Source organism: Arthrobacter echini, assembly GCF_004803505.1.
Taxonomy (GTDB): domain Bacteria; phylum Actinomycetota; class Actinomycetes; order Actinomycetales; family Micrococcaceae; genus Arthrobacter_D; species Arthrobacter_D echini.
Window position 1 is genome coordinate 1 of sequence record NZ_SSWH01000022.1, and the last position, 16,151, is coordinate 16,151.

Below are 16,151 nucleotides of genomic sequence, written 5' to 3' on the forward strand. Positions count from 1 at the left end.
CCGCCCGAGCCGACACCTACCAAGCCTGGATCCACGACTACAATCACCACAGACCCCATACCGGCATCAAAGGCAAATCACCCATCGACCGCGTACACAACGTCCGTGGGAAGAACACCTAGGCCTCGCGGTACGTGGAGGCGGTCCACAGGTGGAACAGGGCGTACGCGCGGTAGGGGCGCCACGCCTCGGCGAGGCGTTCGGCGGCGCGAATACCCGGATCACCCATGGCGCGCCGTGCCACCAGGTCACCGGGAGTGAAGGCGTCCGGGTCGCGCAGTACGCGCACCATCAGGTAGTCCGCACTCCAGGGGCCGATGCCTGGCAGGGCGAGCAGCTGCCTCCGCAGCGCGGCGTGGTCGCCGGAAGGATCCAGGTCCAGACCGTCGACGACGGCGCGGGCCACGTGCTGCACCGTCGCTGCCCGCGTCCTGGTCACCCCGATGGCCGCGCGCAGTTCCTCGAACTGGGCCTCCGCGATGGTTCTCGGCGTGGGGAAGACGGTCAGCCCCGACGGGGAGGGTGTGCCGTACGCGGTGGCGAGCCTGCCGCCGAACGTCGTGCCGGCCGCGACGGAGACCTGCTGCCCGAGGACCGTCATGATGGCCGCCTCGAACGCGTCCGGGTAGCCCACGGCGCGCAGACCGGGACGACGCCGGACCAGCGGCCCGAGGAGCGGATCGTCGTCGAACGCACGGGCGATCACGCCGACGTCCGTGTCCAGGTCCAGCCACGTCCTGGTGATCCGCACGAGCTGCTCGAACTCGGCGTCATCCGCGGTGTCCGCGGTGAGTTCGACGTCGTCGGGCCGGATGGTGACGGTGACGCGCCGTGGTCCGGCCGGGATCGTGAGCAGGCGCGTATGCGAGCGGCCGGAGCGGTCCGTTCTCTCGCACCCAGGGATCGCGTGATTGGCGAGGATGGCAGCCATGGGCCCGGCGTCGAGTGCGCCGTTCGGTGTGAGGATGGCGCTGCGGCCGGCCACCGCGGGGCTGGCCGTGTCGGGTGCGGCTGTGGGGGCCATGGCATTCTCCTGCACCGGTCGGGATGGCTCCGGTGCACCACTACGGTGCTGCCCGGGACGCTGCGTGAAGGTCACGTTCACCTGCGAGTATGCCTCCTTGTGTGTGCTTCGATCCTGGTACCACACGCGGAGCCTTCCGTCATAATGGGGCACGGTTCGAGGTTTTTGCCGCTTCGGGAAGAAAAAACTGCTCCGTAGCATGTATATTGCTCGCGTCGTGTGGAATACTTCCACCGCTGCCGAAGTTGTGAATGGCATCTGGGCATCGTTCCCGCCCACAGAAGGAGATCTACCAAATGGCAACCGATTACGACGAGCCACGCGTTCGCCCGGAGGACCAGCCGGCCAACGAGTCACTCGAGGCCATCCAGGCACAGCGCAGCGCCACCACGCAGACCGCGCTGATCGATGTCGAGGACGGCGAGACCGCCGAGGGCATCGACCTGCCCGGAGCCGATCTTTCGCACGAGGAACTCCTGATCCAGGTCATTCCCGAGCAGGAGGACGAGTTCACCTGTATGTCCTGCTTCCTCGTACACCACCGCAGCCAGCTCGCCCGTGAGAAGAACGGCGACAAGTTCTGCACCGAGTGCGAGGGCTGAGCGCCCTCCAGAACCCCGAGAGAGCCCCTGGTCCCTGCGACCGGGGGCTTTTCCGTTTGCCACGCACGTGCGAAGTACGGTGACTTCATGAACTCCTCCCACGTGATCGTCCTGCCCGGTGGCGGCTACTCCGAATTGTCCGACAACGAAGGGGAGGTCGTGGCCGAACGGCTGCGCTCGTTCGGCATCTGCGCCGGCGTGTTCCGGTATCCCGTGCAGAGCCGGCACCCGGGCCCGCTCGAGGCCGTTCGCGTGGAGATCCGGCGCGTCAGGGCGGTCGGCGCGAAGCGCGTAGCCCTGCTCGGGTTCTCCGCGGGCGGGCACCTGGCGGGTCACGCGGCACTCGCGCCCTCGGCACCGCACGAGGAGCACGTGGACGCCGCGGTGCTCTGCTATCCGGTGGTCTCCATGGAACTGGCCACGCACCGGGGATCCCAGGACGAGTTGCTCGGTGCCGACGTCGACCTCCGGACACGGGCCGCGACCTCGCTGGATCGCCTCGTGACGCGGGACGCCCCACCGTTCTTCATCTGGCACACTGCGGCCGATGCCTCCGTCCCGGTGGAGCACTCGTATCTCCTGGGACAGGCGCTCGCGGCCCATGCCGTTCCCCATGACCTCCATGTCTTCGCCGAGGGGGAGCACGGCATCGGTCTGGCCGAGGGGAGCGGCGGTGCTGAGGGGTGGATGGAGCTGGCCGTCCGATGGCTGAGGGAGCAGGGTTGGTGACCTGCTCGAGGGCACAGCGGTACTAAGCATGCTTGCTATGGCTCCTGCCAGAACCTACGGTGAGGTAGGTACATCTCTTCGAAAGGGCCGTCATGATCACGCTTGACCAGATGAAGGACTCCATGAACGCCGGCGCGAACGTGCTGAGCGAGGACGGCGCAGTGCTCGGCCCCATGGGCCAGCTCTACGTGGACGACGCCACCGGCGAACCGAGCTGGGTCACCGTGGTGACCCATACCTCGGGCAACCCGGAATCCTTCGTCCCGCTGCAGGGCGCGGAGCTCGCCGGCGACGACGTCCGCGTGCCCTTCAGCCACAGTACGGTGTCCGAGTCCCCCAAGATGTCCCACGACGGGCATCTCTCCCCGGAGGAGGAGCAGCAGTTGCTGCGCTACTACGGACTCATGGCGGAAAACGACGACGCCGGTCGCGCGGAAGGTGAGCGCATGCGCTCGTCCCGACCCGAGGGGGACGACTACTCCATGGTCCGCTCCGAGGAGCGGCTCCGTGTGGGAACCGAACTCCGCGAGACCGAGCGAGTCCGCCTGGTCAAGCGTGTGGTCACCGAGGACGTCACCATGACCGTCCAGATCCGGCGCGAGGAACTCGTGGTCGAGCGTGAGCCCATCAGCAACGGCGCGGCGTACTACGACGACGGCGAGACCGCCTACACCGACGCCGAGCGCGAGCAGCTCTACTCCGCCGTCGAGACCGCGTTCGACGGCGACGTGGTCGAGGTGGTCCTGTACGAGGAGAAGCCGCGCGTGGAGATGGAGGTCGTACCGATCGAGCGCGTTCGGATCAGTCGCGAGGCACACACCCACGACGAGGTCGTGAGCGGCCAGGTGCGCAAGGAAGTGATCGAGACGGAGACGGTGGAGTCGTAGCTCCTCGCCTCCCGACCCAGGGGCAGGGCCGAAAGGCCCTGCCCCTGGTGTCTGTCGTCTGAGAGGGTCGCATGGACGACTGCCCGGCTGATACCTTCCCACAGCGGAAAACCTCACTTCCTGAAAGGAATCCCAGCAATCATGGCGACCACTCCGGATCCGGGCACAGAACAGCCCGTCGCGGGCCCCGAGGAGCCGATGCTCGTTGCCGTCCGTGATCCCGACGGCGACCGCGCCGTCGTCGACTGGGCCGCAGCGCGGGCGGCGTCGCTGTCCGCACCCGTCACCGTGCTGCATGCGGTCGCCGATCCGGGTCTGCTGCCTCCCGGCAGTTCCTTCGCCGACGAGGTGAAGCGCGGTCGCGAGCTGATCGGTCGGGAGGCCTCACGCGTGGTCGGCGAGCACCCGGATCTGCGCGTCGGCACCTACCTGCACTGCGGGGGGATCGTGGAGGCACTCCTGGGCCTTGCTGCCACTGCACCGATGCTCGTTCTCGGAGCTGACCGGAAGGATGCCGCCAGCGGGGAGTTCAAGGGGTCGGTGGCGCTTCAGGTGGCGCTGAACTCGAGTGCACCGGTCGTCGTCGTGCCTCCCACCGACCACGCTGCGGCAGGGTCGAAGCCGGGTGGTGTGGTGGTCGGGGTCGACGGCTCCGGGATGTCGAGGTCCGCACTGCTGAGGGCTGCCGAGGAAGCCGCTCGCACCGGTACGACGCTGACCGTCGTGACCACGGTGGGTGCCGCTGCCGAAGCATCGCTCGCGGAGCCGGAGATGCTCGCCGGGGTACGCGCACAGTTTCCCGGGCTCGAGGTGCGCTGGACGGTCGACGACGTCAACGGACCCGTGAGGGCGCTCTCCCTGCAGGCTGCCGGGGCTGCGCTCCTGGTGATCGGTCGGCACGGCAGCGGGGCGCGATCGGCGATGTCGCTGGGATCGGTGACCCACAAGCTCCTGCTCGACCCGCCGTGTCCGACGCTCGTCATCACCCGGACATCGGTCCCGGCCGAAGCCTGATTCCGGGCTCCGTCGGAGTCCTGGCTCGCGGGACGTACCGCAGGATCGGCGCAGGTGGTGGACCCCCGGCGTGCAAGGCGTTAGATTCAGGGCACAGGGCGCCGCCCTGTTCCGGTCTCAGCCAGAAAGCCCCACCATCGTCTCTTCACTTCCGGTGAACGCCAACGACGGCGCGCCGCCCGCACCTGGTCCCCCTCTCCGCTCGGAGCAGTCGGAAGAAGCTCCTGATCTCACGGCGCTCCTGGTGGCGACGGGGCTCAGGGACGCCCAGGCCTTCCAGTCGCTCTACCGGGCATGCTCGCGGCGCGTCTTCGGGCTGGCCCGCAAGATCCTCGGTGATCCTGAGGCCAGCGCCGAGGTGACACAGGAGGTCTTCCTCATGGTCTGGGAGCAGGGGCACAGGTACGAACCAGCCCTCGGGCACCCGATCTCCTGGCTCATGACCCTGACCCACCGGCGTGCGGTGGACCGGCTGCGCTCGGAACATTCCCGTGCTGTGCGTGACGAGCTGTGGGGCAGGCGGCACTGGTCCGAGGGCTTCGACGAGGTTGCGGAGCAGGTTGCCGGACGGGAGGAGGCCGAGCGAGTTCGTGCCAGCCTGGCTGTACTCTCGGCCGTGCAGTACGAGGCGATCTCCCTGGCCTATTTCTCGCACTTGACCTACGTCGAGGTGGCCGAGCGGCTCGGGGTACCCGTGGCGACGGCGAAGACCCGCATCCGCGATGGTCTCAAGAAGCTGCGAAGTGCACTCGAAGCGCAGCTTTCGATGACCTGAGGTTTCTCGACGGGCAGGACGGGCCGGCCGTTGCCTTACGATGCATCGCCGCGAGCCGAGAGAACCTGGCAGGGCAGCAGATCGTGCTGCTCAGATCCCTTGTTCAGGAAACGGATGCACCAGTGGACAGCGCACCATCAGCCCTCGCGGAGCGGCACAACGTCAGGATCAGCGGTCGACCCGACGGGCCGGTCCTCCTCTTCGCCCACGGCTTCGGCTGCGACCGTTCCATGTGGCGTCGCGTGCTCCCCTACTTCGAGGACGGATTCCGCGTCGTGGCGTTCGACCACATGGGATCCGGGCGCTCGGACCTGCACCACTACGACCCCGAGAAGTACTCGACCCTCGACGGCTACGCCGCGGACATCCTGGCACTGTGCGAGGACCTCGAGCTCCACGAGGTGGTCCTCGTGGCCCACAGTGTCGCGACGATGATGGCCGTCGTCGCGGCGATCGAGGAGCCCGACCGGTTCCGCCGACTGGTCTTCGTGGCGCCGTCGCCCTCCTACATCGACGACCCGGGTGACGGTTATGTGGGTGGCTTCACGCAGCAGGACATCGACGGGCTGCTCGAATCGCTCGACAGCAACTACTTCGCGTGGTCCGCATCCCTCGCCCCCGTCATCATGGGGAATCCCGGCACACCCGTGCTGACGGACGAGCTGGAGACCAGCTTCTGCCGGACCGATCCCGACACGGCCCGCACCTTCGCCCGGGTCAGCTTCCTCTCGGACATCCGCTCGCGCCTGGCGGACCTGCGTGTCCCGTCGCTGATCCTGCAGTGCTCCGAGGACATGCTCGCTCCACTAGAGGTAGGGCGCTACCTCGACGAGCGGCTTGCGGGGAGCACGTTGGTGGAGCTCGCGGCGACCGGTCACGTCCCCCAGGCCAGCGCGCCCGAGGAGACTGCACAGGCCATCCTGCAGTACCTCTCAGCAGCCGCGCGATGATCACCGCGGCGGACTACGAGCAGCTCTTCGCGCACGCACCGTGCGGCTACCTCATCACCGACGAGAAGTGGCTGATCACGGCCGCCAACGCGACCTTCCTGGCCTGGACGGGGTACACGAGCGACGACGTCGTCGGGACCTTCCTCGCCCGCATGATGCCGATGGGCGACCGCCTCCTCCACACGACCCGCAGTGTCCCCCAGATGCAGCTCACCGGAACCGTGTCCGAGGTATCGCTCGAGATCGTCGATGCGTCGGGGAAGCCCAGGGCAGCCCTGCTCACGGCGACCCGGTCGGTGAACCACGACGGCGGTGTCGAGCATCGTGTCATCATCTTCAGCGCCCACGAACGCCGCCGGTACGAACTCGAACTCGTCTCCGCCCGCAGACGTGCAGAGGAGTCCGAAGCACGCAGCGTCCGGGCCGAGGCCGGGTTACAGCACCTTGCCCTGCACGATTCCCTCACGAGTCTGCCGAACCGTGCAGGACTGGCGCTGATCCTCGAGCGCGGACTCACCGGGCGAGCGCCCGGGGCGAGCATCGCCGTGCTGTTCGTGGATCTCGACCACTTCAAATCGGTCAACGACAGTCTCGGGCACAACGCGGGGGACGAGCTGCTCACCGTCGTCGCGCAGCGGCTCTCCTCGACACTGAGCAGCGCCGGCACGGTGGCGCGGCTGGCAGGCGACGAGTTCGTCGTCGTCGAGCACGTCGGATCCGCGACCGATGCCACGGTGCTGGCCGAACGGCTGCTCGAGATGGTGAACAGACCGCTGGAGATCGAGGGCCTCGAAGTGGTCTGCTCGGCCAGCATCGGGATTGCGCTCGCCGACGACGAGAGCTCCGAGCCCGAGAAGCTGCTGCGCTGGGCCGACATAGCGATGTACCGGGCGAAGGCGCGCGGCCGGAACACCTGGGAGGTCCACGATCCCTCCGAGGTGGACCCCGCGGTCAATCGCATGCGCCTCCTCGGGGAACTCAGGCATGGGATCGAGGGCGGCCAGCTACGCGTCCATTACCAGCCGCGAATGACCATCGCCACGAGTGTCATCAGCGGTGTGGAGGCCCTGGTGCGCTGGGAGCACCCGACACGCGGTCTGCTGCAACCTGCCGAGTTCATCGATCTGGCCGAGGAGTCGGGTCTGATTCGCGAGCTCGGCGCCTGGGTGCTGGATGCGGCCGTGCAGCAGGGAGCGCAATGGAGTCGACTGGGTGACGGGAATGCGCCCGTCAGCATTGCCGTGAATCTCTCCGCCCGGCAACTCGCCGACCCGCAACTCGCCTGCATGGTGCAGGCCTCTCTGACGCGGTACGGCTTCGATCCGAGTCTGCTGACCCTGGAGATCACCGAGACGGCGCTCATGGAGAACCCCGTGATGGCGCGCAAGGTACTCACCACCCTCAAGGCACTCGGCGTAGGGCTTGCCATCGACGATTTCGGGACGGGGTACGCGAGCCTGACCTATCTCAAGGAATTCCCGATCGACGAGTTGAAGATCGACAGGTCGTTCGTCAGCGGACTCGGCACCAGCGACGGAGACTGCGCGATCGTCTCGAGCTGCATCCAGCTGGCGCACGCCGTCGGCATCCGTGCCGTTGCCGAGGGAGTCGAGACGGACTACCAGCGCTCCACGCTGCTCACCATGGGCTGTGATCTGGCCCAGGGCTTCCACTACAGCAGACCGCTGGCGCCGGAGCTCCTCGAGGACTGGATCACGGCGCAGCCACCGTCCGTAGCTTCCGGGCGTGCGGCGGGTCCTGGCCCGGCCCACGCCGAGCCGGACGACGACGTCGAGATGCTCGCCGCAGTCTGATCCCGAGCCTGCTGCTGATACGCGTAGGGTGGCAGCACGACGTCGCACCGCCGCCGGCAGTCTTCTGCAGGAGCGGCACGGCGTCGGACGCGCAGGATCCCAGCGGAAGGACGCCCCATGAGTACCCACAGTGAGCAGCCACAGCACGACGAGTCGGCAGACGAGGAGCTGTCCGAGTCCCTGGCGGGCCACGAGGCCCTGTCCGAGGACGGCGACACGCCTTCACCTCTCGAGGAGGACGGCGACAGCCCGGTCCGCACCGAGAACAGCTGACTCAAGCGCTTGTTCGAGGGGCGCCCGCTGGTGCGGACGCCCCTCGAGGTCTGGATTTCGCGTCGCCGTCCTGGTCTGCGGTACTGCGCCGGGGCGGCCGAGCGATCCACACCGGCCGAGATGGCAGAAGTTACCGCTGGCCATGGTGATGTGTGGTCATTTCTGCGGTTTCGACGAGGCAGGGAACGACGACGCCGGTCTCATGCCATTCCCGGCCGGGCTTTCGAGCGGGCTACCCGGGTTCCCACCATCGACTGAGGTGCCCTCTGGTGGATGTCCCGCACGGCAGTGCCGGATAGTCAGTAGCCGACGCCGATGGGCGCAGGTGCTTTCGCTATCGCACGAAGCTGCCGGTAGCCGAGTACGCATCCCGCCAGGACCAGGGCGAGAGCAAGACTCCCGGTCGCGAGATAGCCTACGACCCCGGCCAGGGCAAGGCCGAGGCTGCTGGCAATGAACGAGACCGCAAGACCGATGCTGGTCAGCAGGGTGAAGTCGGTTCCTGCTGTCGACGGGCGGGAGAAATCCATCGTCACGGTGTAGGCGACGACGTTGGTGGCTGTGTAACCGCTCATGAAGACGCACAGCGTGATGATGGTCAACGCGGTGGGGGCCTCGCCGGTCAGCGTCACCAGCAGACCGATGCTCCCTGTGAGCAGAACGATCACGCCGATGATCAGCACCGGGGCGCGTCCCCAGCGGGCGATCGCGCCGCCGGCGGCAACGCCGGCAAGGATCGCCGGGATGGAGGCGATGATCGCGGTGACCGTTCCGATGAGCGTGAGCGACCATCCGGCGTCGACCAGCGCGGGGGTCACCAGCGCGTAGATGCCGGCGGACCCACTGTAGAGCAGGGGCACTGTCACCAACGCCCAGGGACGGCATCCGGGCTGCCCGAGGACCGAGCCGAGCGCGCGGAATCCGTTGCTGAGGGCCGTAGGTGGTGTCGTGCGTACCGGTTCGCGGAACTGCAGGACGAGAACGAGGCCGACCAGCGTTGCAGCGGTGAGCAGCCCGAGGGCCGCCATCCATCCGAATCTGTCGTACACGGCGATACTGAGGCCACCTCCTATGACGCTGCCGAGGTAGGTCGCAGCGACCTGGATGCCGTTACCCCAACCGCGCAGTGTGCCGGTGAGCATCCGGACGGCGATCGCGTCGGCGGCAATGTCCTGGGTCGCTGAACAGACGACGTAGATCGCGCACAGCGTGAGCACGATGCCGAGGGATCCGGCAGGGTCAGTGAACGGAACAAGGGCGATCAGGCTGAGCACCAGGCCGGTCTGGAAGATCAGTAGCCAGCTCCGGTAGTGACCGAGTCGGCGGCTCCCGAAGCGGTCCACAAGCGGTGACCAGAACACCTTCAGAGGCCAGATGATGCCGATGAGCTGGATCAGGCCGAGCGTGGCGAGGGAGACACCGCTGTCGCGGAGGATGCCGACGAGCCCGATGGTGAAGAACCCGATGCCGAGGTACTGGGTGACGTACAGGCCTCCGACGAGTTTCAGCGCCTTACGAGCACTGCCCCGGGGCGTGCCGGTCCCGGCGGGATGGTTCGAGGCGACTGTCGCCGCCATCGAGTCAGGCTGCGCGCCAGTATCCGAGCGCATGGAGAGATCGCTTGGGGACACCGAGATCCTCTCGTAGTTTCTTGGTCAGCCGGCGGGTTGCCGACGTCTCGATCGCGACCCAGACCATGTCCGGCATCGCGGCGACCGGTCGACCCACCAGCTCGGAGGTCACAGCATCGACGAGCGCATCCGGACCGCGCATGCACTCGATGCGCCGGAGATCGTCAGCCGGGCGCGAATGCAAGGGGATCGCATGGTCCTCGGGCGCGTTGTGACCGAACCAGATCGTCGCCGGGGTATCCGGCATCGCATCGAGGAGGGAGTTGATCGCCGGCGCGGAGGCGGCGTCGCCGACGACGGCCAGTCGTGTCGGTGTGGGGCTCGGGATGGCGAACTTACTGCCCTGGAGGGTGGCATCCAGCGGTGCCCCGAGCGGGGCATCACGTGACCAATCAGCGGCGGCACCCGGATGCAGGGCGAAGTCCACGTCGAATGTCCCGGCCGCGCTGTCCGGAGCAACGAGGGTGAACGCACGCTGGTGGGGTTTGCCGTCGTGTTCGAACCACAGCCGGATCCACATGGTCGGGTGGATTGTCGCCGCGGAGAGGAGCCCCCCGTCAGCGAACGTCAGACGTAGGTACGACGGCGTGATTTCAACCCGGTTGAGCAGTGAGAGCCGGAAATCGCGGGCGCCGAGCACCTTGAGCACGGTGTGCTCCCACCCATGACCCATCTGTCATCTCCTTGGCCTACATGTCGACTCGAGCCAGAATGCGTTAGCAAAGGCTACCCTAACTCTATGCGGTCGGTCGTTATGGCACACCTGGCCCGATAGCCTCCGTCCCGGCTGAGGCCGGTAACCTCTACTGCGCTGCTGAGCTGCGGCGTGAACATCTGCTTCATCGACCTGATGACGGGGACCTGGCAAGTGACTTTCTCGCCGAAGCGCTGCGGACGAAACAGGGTCGCCGGTTGACAAGCGTGTCAACGGGTTGAGGAAAGGAAGTCGAAGCTAGCTCGAGTGTCCTCATCATTTTGCCTATTGCGGCCATCGCACCAGCACGGAGTGGTAGAGCCTGCCGAGGGTAGCCCACTCCCGGTCGTCGTGCGTCGGGGGCTGCCTGCGCTCCCACAGGTCGACGCTCTTCGATAGTGTGGGAAGAGGCGAGGAGAAATGCCTGGCCAGGACGGGGCAACGGACACCGTGCCCGGTTCAGTCGTTCGATTCTCAGGAGGAAGCATGGCAGACGAGCAGAATTCCAATGACGTAGAAGGACCGGCTGACGGCGGCGCTGCAGGCGTTCCCGGCGCACACGACGGCGGCGCCGACGGTGCGGCTGAAGGTCCGGCGGACGGCGGCGCTGCAGGCGTTCCCGGCGTTCACGACGGCGGTGCCGATGGTGGTGCTGACGGCGGCGCCGATGGTGGCGCTGAAGGTCCGGCTGACGGCGGCGCTGCAGGGGTTCCCGGCGTTCACGACGGCGGCGCCGATGGTTCGGCTGAAGGCCCCGCGGACGGCGGCGCTTCGGGCGTTCCCGGCGTTCACGACGGCGGTGCCGATGGTGCGGCTGACGAGGGCAAGCGCTCTTGAACACTGCGCGTACGGAGCTCCAGGACGCCGTCACCGCAACCGGTGCCGGCGTCCTGGGGACCCGCCTCATCGACATCGACCGCGAGAAGTTCGCCAGCGACGTCTGGGGGCGCGCAGCCCTGCTGACCCGTTCGGCCAGCGACTTCTCGGACCTGCTCTCCGCCGACGCCGTTGATGAGCTCATCTCACGGCGAGGACTGCGTGCACCGTTCCTTCGTGTAGCCAAGGACGGCACCACCCTTCCGAATTCGGACTTCACGTCGGGAGCGGGAATCGGCGCCACCATTTCGGACCAACTCGACGACACAGCGCTTTGGCGCAGGTTCGCCGACGGAGCCACTCTGGTGCTCCAGGCACTGCACCGCACCTGGGAGCCGATCGCGGACTTCAGCGCGCGGTTGGGCGGTGAACTCGGTCACCCGGTCCAGGCGAACGCGTACATCACGCCGCCGCAGAACCGTGGCTTCGATGACCACTACGACGTCCACGACGTCTTCGTGCTGCAGATCGAGGGGACGAAGCGCTGGATCATCCACGAGCCCGTGCACACCGATCCACTGCGGGACCAGCCGTGGACCGACCGACGCTCCACGGTGGCGGAGGCTGCCAAGGGCGAGGCATATATCGATACGGTGCTCGAACCCGGCGACGCGCTCTACCTGCCACGCGGATGGCTCCATGCAGCGCAGGCCCAGGGTGAGGTGTCGATCCACCTCACCCTCGGGATCCACAACTGGACCCGCTACGCCCTGGCGGAGCAGCTCGCGCAGTCCGCGCTCGAGGCGCTGCGCGATGATCCCCAGATGCGGGCCACTCTGCCGCTCGGCGTGGACGGGCCTGCTGATGAACTGGACCTGATCCGTGAGCGGCTCCGCGAAGCCATCTCGACGGCGGATTCGGCACCTCTGTTCCATCGGACCAGGCGCAGCCAGGCTCGGCCGGCGCCGCTGGGTCCCCTGGCACAGCTTCGTTCCGTCAGGAACCTCGGGTCGACGGCGCTGGTGCAGCTCCGCAGTTCGCTGGAGGCACGTCTGGAGGGCCCACGTCTGAGCACACGCGTGGGCTGGCTGGATTTCAGCGAGACGGAACTACCAGCGGTGGAACGCATGCTCGACGGCGAACCCCATGCAGCGGGCGAGCTCGGCGTCGACCTCGTGGAAAGGCTGATGCGCGCCGGGGTGTTGATTCCCGCTGACTAGCGATGGTGCGGAGGTACCCGGCCCGGTCCGCTTCTTCTGCTCGAACGCTGCGCGCGAGCGGGACGACCCGATGGCGGGTACCGCACCCCGCGGCTTCGTCTGGGTCCTGATCGAGTATCGGGGAGGCTGGCCCATCAATGGTTTCGACGGCCTCGACCTGGACCCGGAGACGAAAGCGCGTGTCTTCTCGGCCGCGCAGGCCCAGCGTGCTCGGATTCTGCTGGTGAGGCGTCCCGGTCGACGAACGGCGGGAGGATCGGGCCGCTGGGCGGTTCTGCGATTCGGCAGTGCCGGCGGCTACCGCCAGCAGTGGGGCACGTGGAACCGCGACGAGGACCTGGCCGCGATTGCCACGGCGCTGGATTCACCGGGCGAGCTCGGTCATCCGCCCGTCATCCTGGTCTGTACGCACGGTCAGCACGACGTGTGCTGCGCAGTGCGGGGCAGGCCGGTAGGGCGTGCCCTCGGCGAGCGCTGGCCGGAGCTGGTGTGGGAGTGCGCGCACGTCGGAGGCGACAGGTTCGCTGCCAACGTCGTAGTGGCGCCCGACGGCGTCTACTACGGCAATCTGGACGAGGAGTCCGCCGTCCGTGTGATCGAGGACCACCTCGCCGACCGCATCAACGTCGACCACCTGCGCGGCTACACAGATCTTTTCTCACCGCATCAGGCGGCCATCGTCGGTGCGCTCAAACACTTCGGGCCGGCTGGCCGCAACGACTACGTCGTCGCCGGGACCACGCGCGACGGCGACACCTGGCGCATCCGGTTGACGGGACGGCCGAGCCATCTGGCCAACGTCGAGGTGGAGGTGCACGCCCGCCGAACACCGCCGCATCAGCTCACGTGCCGGGGCCGGCAGATGAGCTCGGCCATCGACTACGAGCTGGTGTCCGTCCGGGAACTGTGAGTTCTCGGCATCACGTTCCCACCACGACAGCCGTCGTCAGTGATCGTGCCGGAAAGGCTCCTGACGCCGGTCACGACGGTGGACGTGACCGCTGACAGGTGACGATGTCAACCACGCTCCGGGCAGAACCAGTGATTTCGTGGCTGTGCCGTCAGGGAGACACACTGGGCAACAGGACGGACTACGCGACAAGCACAGCCGCCACAGGAACTCCGGTCGAGAGGACTGATCATGGACATCATCAACGCCACGCTGAAAGGCCGCGAGGGGCACTGGGACATTCGTATCGATGACGGCGTGTTCGGTGCCATCGTTCCCGCCGGGCAGCGCGCCTCCGACACGTCCGACGCGGATCGCTCCGAGAGATTCGACGCCGCAGGGCGGCTGGTTGTGGCTCCCTTCGTCGACGCGCACATCCATCTCGACTATGCCGGGACAGAAGGACTGACCCGGCGCAACGACTCCGGTACTCTCTTCGAGGCCACCCAGATCCGCGCCGAGCAGAAAGAACGCGGCCTGATCACCTTCGACCGGGTCTACGACAATGCCTTGTCTGCTGCGCGGCTCGCGGTGTCGAAGGGCACCGGGTTCATTCGGTCTCAGGTCGATACGACCGAGGACGATCTGACAAGCCTGAAGGCCCTGCTCCAGCTACGCGAGGACGTGAAGGACTGGGTGCAGATCCAGATCGTCGCCTTCCCACAGAACACGGTGCTGTCGTACCCGAACGGTCGTGAGCTGCTCGAGCAGGCGGTGGCCATGGGTGCCGACGCCGTTGGCGGCGTCCCGCACCTGGAGGCCACACGCGAGGACGGCGTGGCCTCCCTCGAGTACATCTTCGATCTCGCCGAGAAGTACGGCGTTGCGATCGACGTGCACTGCGACGAGATCGACGACAAGCAGTCCGGCTTCATCGAAGTGATGGCCGCTCTTGCCTCGCAGCGCCGACTCGACGTGTCCGTGACGGCCAGTCACGCCGTCGCGATGGCCTACTACGCGGAGGGGTACATGGCCAAGCTCGTGCCGAACCTCCTCGCCGCCGACATCCACTTCGCCATCTGCCCCACCGAGAACCTCCATCTTCAGGGGCGGGACATGGTTCCGGCGCCCCGGGGTGTGGCTCCCATCAAGCGGTTGACCGATGCCGGGCTCAATGTCGCGTTCGGACAGGACTCCATCGCCGACCCGTTCTACCCGGTGGGTGAGGGCAACCTGCTACGGATCCTCGAAGCCGGACTCCATGTCGGGCACATGCTCTCGGGTCGGCACCTCGACCAAGCGCTCGATTTCATCACCACCCACGGGGCGAAGAACCTCGGGATCGAGGATCATTACGGCATCGAGGAGGGCAAACCTGCCCACTGCATCGTCCTCGACTGCACGACCGATCAGGAAGCCGTGCAGCACCAGGCGGCGGTCCTGTGCTCGGTGCGCCACGGGAGGACGGTCTTCACGCGCCGACCGGAGTCCTACGAGACGAGGATGGACGGGTTCGCAGCCCCGTAGCCTGCCACGAACGCAAGAGGCTGTCCCACCAGTAATCCGGGATCATGCGAGTTCCATGCGCTAGCATCGATGTATCAAGGGGAGTACTCCCGACTGCGATCGACCCGTCACTACGGATGCGTTCAAGCATCCCGGGTCATCGGCTCCGGTTCCATCCGGGCGGAGGAGACCTTGGCGCACGGATCCGACGCCTACCCCTGGAGCAGCTCATGCAGGTCACCCTCACGATCTGGTTGATCACCATCGCCGTGACGATCATCTTCTTCGTCTACGAGTTCTTCGCGCACGTGCGCACACCCCACGAACCCACCATCGGAGAATCCGCCCGCTGGTCCGCCTTCTACATCGGCCTGGCACTCCTGTTCGGCGTCGGGATCGGAATGGTGTCCGGGTGGACGTTCGGCGGTGAGTACTTCGCGGGCTATCTCACCGAGAAGGCCCTGTCGATCGACAATCTGTTCGTCTTCCTGCTCGTGATGACGGGCTTCGCGGTGCCGAAGAAGTACCAGCAGAAGGTACTGATGGTCGGCATCATCATCGCCCTCGTGCTCCGCGGAGGATTCATCGCCATCGGCGCCGGACTGATCGAGAACTTCTCCTGGACCTTCTACTTCTTCGGCGCACTACTGCTGTTCCTCGCCTACCGGCAGGCCTTCGGCAGTCACGAATCCAATCCGGCCGACGGCAGATTCATGACGCTCGTCCGCCGCGTCCTGCCGGTCACGGACGAATACCACGAGGACAGGCTCACGGTGAGGCTCGGCGGCACACGCTACGTCACACCGATGCTGCTGACCATCATCGCGATCGGCTTCGTTGACCTGATCTTCGCCGTCGACTCCATTCCTGCGATCTACGGGCTGACCAACGAGGCGTACATCGTCTTCACCGCCAACGCTTTCGCCCTGATGGGCCTGCGCCAGCTCTACTTCCTCATCGGTGGACTGCTCGAACGCCTGGTCTACCTCGCCCAGGGACTCGCCGTCATCCTCGCGTTCATCGGCGTGAAGCTCGTCTTCCACGCCCTGCACGTCAACGAACTGCCCTTCATCAACGGTGGTGAGCCGCTCCTCTGGGTGCCCGAGATCCCCATCTGGTTCTCGCTGCTCTTCATCGGTGCGACGATCGCCGTCGCCACGGTGGCGAGTCTGCGCAGAACCAGGCGCGACGTCGGCAGGCACCCCTAGGGGCAATGCCGTGTAGTTAAGCGGAGGGCGGGGTGGTCAAGGAAGCTCGGTGTTGGGCGTGTCGCCGCTGGTGAGGCAACGGAACTCCGGTAAAGAGGGCATCGACTAGAACACTTCTC

General features: G+C 66.8%; 17 protein-coding genes. 13 read left to right on the forward strand and 4 right to left on the reverse strand.

Going from position 1 to position 16,151, the window contains the following annotated elements:
• Nucleotides 1-122: integrase core domain-containing protein (locus tag E8P82_RS14530; protein ID WP_136455767.1), on the forward strand; the 122-nt coding region annotated here is incomplete at its 5' end.
• On the opposite strand, the gene E8P82_RS14535 is transcribed toward E8P82_RS14530, so the two are convergent.
• Entirely contained in the window at nucleotides 119-1,024 is a 906-nt protein-coding gene (locus tag E8P82_RS14535; protein ID WP_246021466.1) for a DNA-3-methyladenine glycosylase family protein, read from the reverse strand. The genes E8P82_RS14530 and E8P82_RS14535 overlap by 4 nt on opposite strands.
• A 296-nt stretch (nucleotides 1,025-1,320) precedes the next feature.
• Here E8P82_RS14535 and E8P82_RS14540 point away from each other — a divergent pair, with 296 nt between their 5' ends.
• From E8P82_RS14540 to E8P82_RS15085, 8 genes are all read left to right on the forward strand, one after another.
• Entirely contained in the window at nucleotides 1,321-1,626 is a 306-nt protein-coding gene (locus E8P82_RS14540; RefSeq protein WP_136455768.1) for a DUF4193 domain-containing protein, read from the forward strand.
• Nucleotides 1,627-1,713: 87 nt separating this feature from the next.
• Nucleotides 1,714-2,355 (forward strand): alpha/beta hydrolase, encoded by a 642-nt coding sequence (locus E8P82_RS14545; protein ID WP_136455769.1) that lies wholly within the window; start codon nucleotides 1,714-1,716, stop codon nucleotides 2,353-2,355.
• A gap of 92 nt (nucleotides 2,356-2,447) precedes the next feature.
• The gene (locus tag E8P82_RS14550; RefSeq protein WP_136455770.1) at nucleotides 2,448-3,242 is read left to right on the forward strand and encodes a YsnF/AvaK domain-containing protein; all 795 of its coding nucleotides are present in this window, start codon (nucleotides 2,448-2,450) and stop codon (nucleotides 3,240-3,242) included.
• Nucleotides 3,243-3,383: 141 nt separating this feature from the next.
• On the forward strand, nucleotides 3,384-4,256 hold the full coding sequence (locus tag E8P82_RS14555) for a universal stress protein (protein WP_136455771.1): 873 nt from the start codon (nucleotides 3,384-3,386) through the stop codon (nucleotides 4,254-4,256).
• Nucleotides 4,257-4,410: 154 nt separating this feature from the next.
• Nucleotides 4,411-5,031 (forward strand): sigma-70 family RNA polymerase sigma factor, encoded by a 621-nt coding sequence (locus tag E8P82_RS14560; RefSeq protein ID WP_136455772.1) that lies wholly within the window; start codon nucleotides 4,411-4,413, stop codon nucleotides 5,029-5,031.
• Between the two features lie 122 nt (nucleotides 5,032-5,153).
• Complete coding sequence (locus E8P82_RS14565; protein ID WP_136455773.1) at nucleotides 5,154-5,981, forward strand: alpha/beta fold hydrolase; 828 nt, start codon at nucleotides 5,154-5,156, stop codon at nucleotides 5,979-5,981.
• Entirely contained in the window at nucleotides 5,978-7,795 is a 1,818-nt protein-coding gene (locus tag E8P82_RS14570; protein ID WP_136455774.1) for a putative bifunctional diguanylate cyclase/phosphodiesterase, read from the forward strand. The genes E8P82_RS14565 and E8P82_RS14570 overlap by 4 nt, the downstream gene beginning before the upstream one ends.
• 117 nt (nucleotides 7,796-7,912) lie before the next feature.
• Nucleotides 7,913-8,068 (forward strand): hypothetical protein, encoded by a 156-nt coding sequence (locus tag E8P82_RS15085; RefSeq protein ID WP_168796586.1) that lies wholly within the window; start codon nucleotides 7,913-7,915, stop codon nucleotides 8,066-8,068.
• Nucleotides 8,069-8,367: 299 nt separating this feature from the next.
• Here E8P82_RS15085 and E8P82_RS14575 read toward each other — a convergent pair whose 3' ends face one another.
• From E8P82_RS14575 to E8P82_RS15220, 3 genes are all read right to left on the reverse strand, one after another.
• A complete protein-coding gene (locus E8P82_RS14575; protein ID WP_136455775.1) occupies nucleotides 8,368-9,645 on the reverse strand; it encodes an MFS transporter in 1,278 nt (425 codons plus the stop codon).
• A 4-nt stretch (nucleotides 9,646-9,649) separates the two neighbouring features.
• The gene (locus E8P82_RS14580) at nucleotides 9,650-10,372 is read right to left on the reverse strand and encodes a siderophore-interacting protein (protein WP_136455776.1); all 723 of its coding nucleotides are present in this window, start codon (nucleotides 10,370-10,372) and stop codon (nucleotides 9,650-9,652) included.
• Between the two features lie 495 nt (nucleotides 10,373-10,867).
• A complete protein-coding gene (locus E8P82_RS15220) occupies nucleotides 10,868-11,185 on the reverse strand; it encodes a hypothetical protein (protein ID WP_211096891.1) in 318 nt (105 codons plus the stop codon).
• A gap of 41 nt (nucleotides 11,186-11,226) precedes the next feature.
• Between E8P82_RS15220 and E8P82_RS14590 the strand changes: the two genes are divergently transcribed.
• The 4 genes from E8P82_RS14590 (at nucleotide 11,227) to E8P82_RS14605 (ending at nucleotide 16,032) form a co-directional block, all read left to right on the forward strand.
• A complete protein-coding gene (locus E8P82_RS14590) occupies nucleotides 11,227-12,429 on the forward strand; it encodes a cupin domain-containing protein (RefSeq protein ID WP_136455778.1) in 1,203 nt (400 codons plus the stop codon).
• A gap of 70 nt (nucleotides 12,430-12,499) precedes the next feature.
• A complete protein-coding gene (locus E8P82_RS14595) occupies nucleotides 12,500-13,339 on the forward strand; it encodes a ferredoxin family protein (protein WP_136455779.1) in 840 nt (279 codons plus the stop codon).
• Nucleotides 13,340-13,570: 231 nt separating this feature from the next.
• Nucleotides 13,571-14,845, forward strand: coding sequence for an amidohydrolase family protein (locus tag E8P82_RS14600; RefSeq protein ID WP_136455780.1), 1,275 nt, complete (start codon nucleotides 13,571-13,573; stop codon nucleotides 14,843-14,845).
• Nucleotides 14,846-15,054: 209 nt separating this feature from the next.
• Nucleotides 15,055-16,032 carry a TerC family protein gene (locus tag E8P82_RS14605; protein WP_136455781.1) on the forward strand — a complete coding sequence of 326 codons (978 nt, stop codon included), beginning with the start codon at nucleotides 15,055-15,057 and terminating at the stop codon, nucleotides 16,030-16,032.
• Nucleotides 16,033-16,151 lie beyond the last annotated feature (119 nt).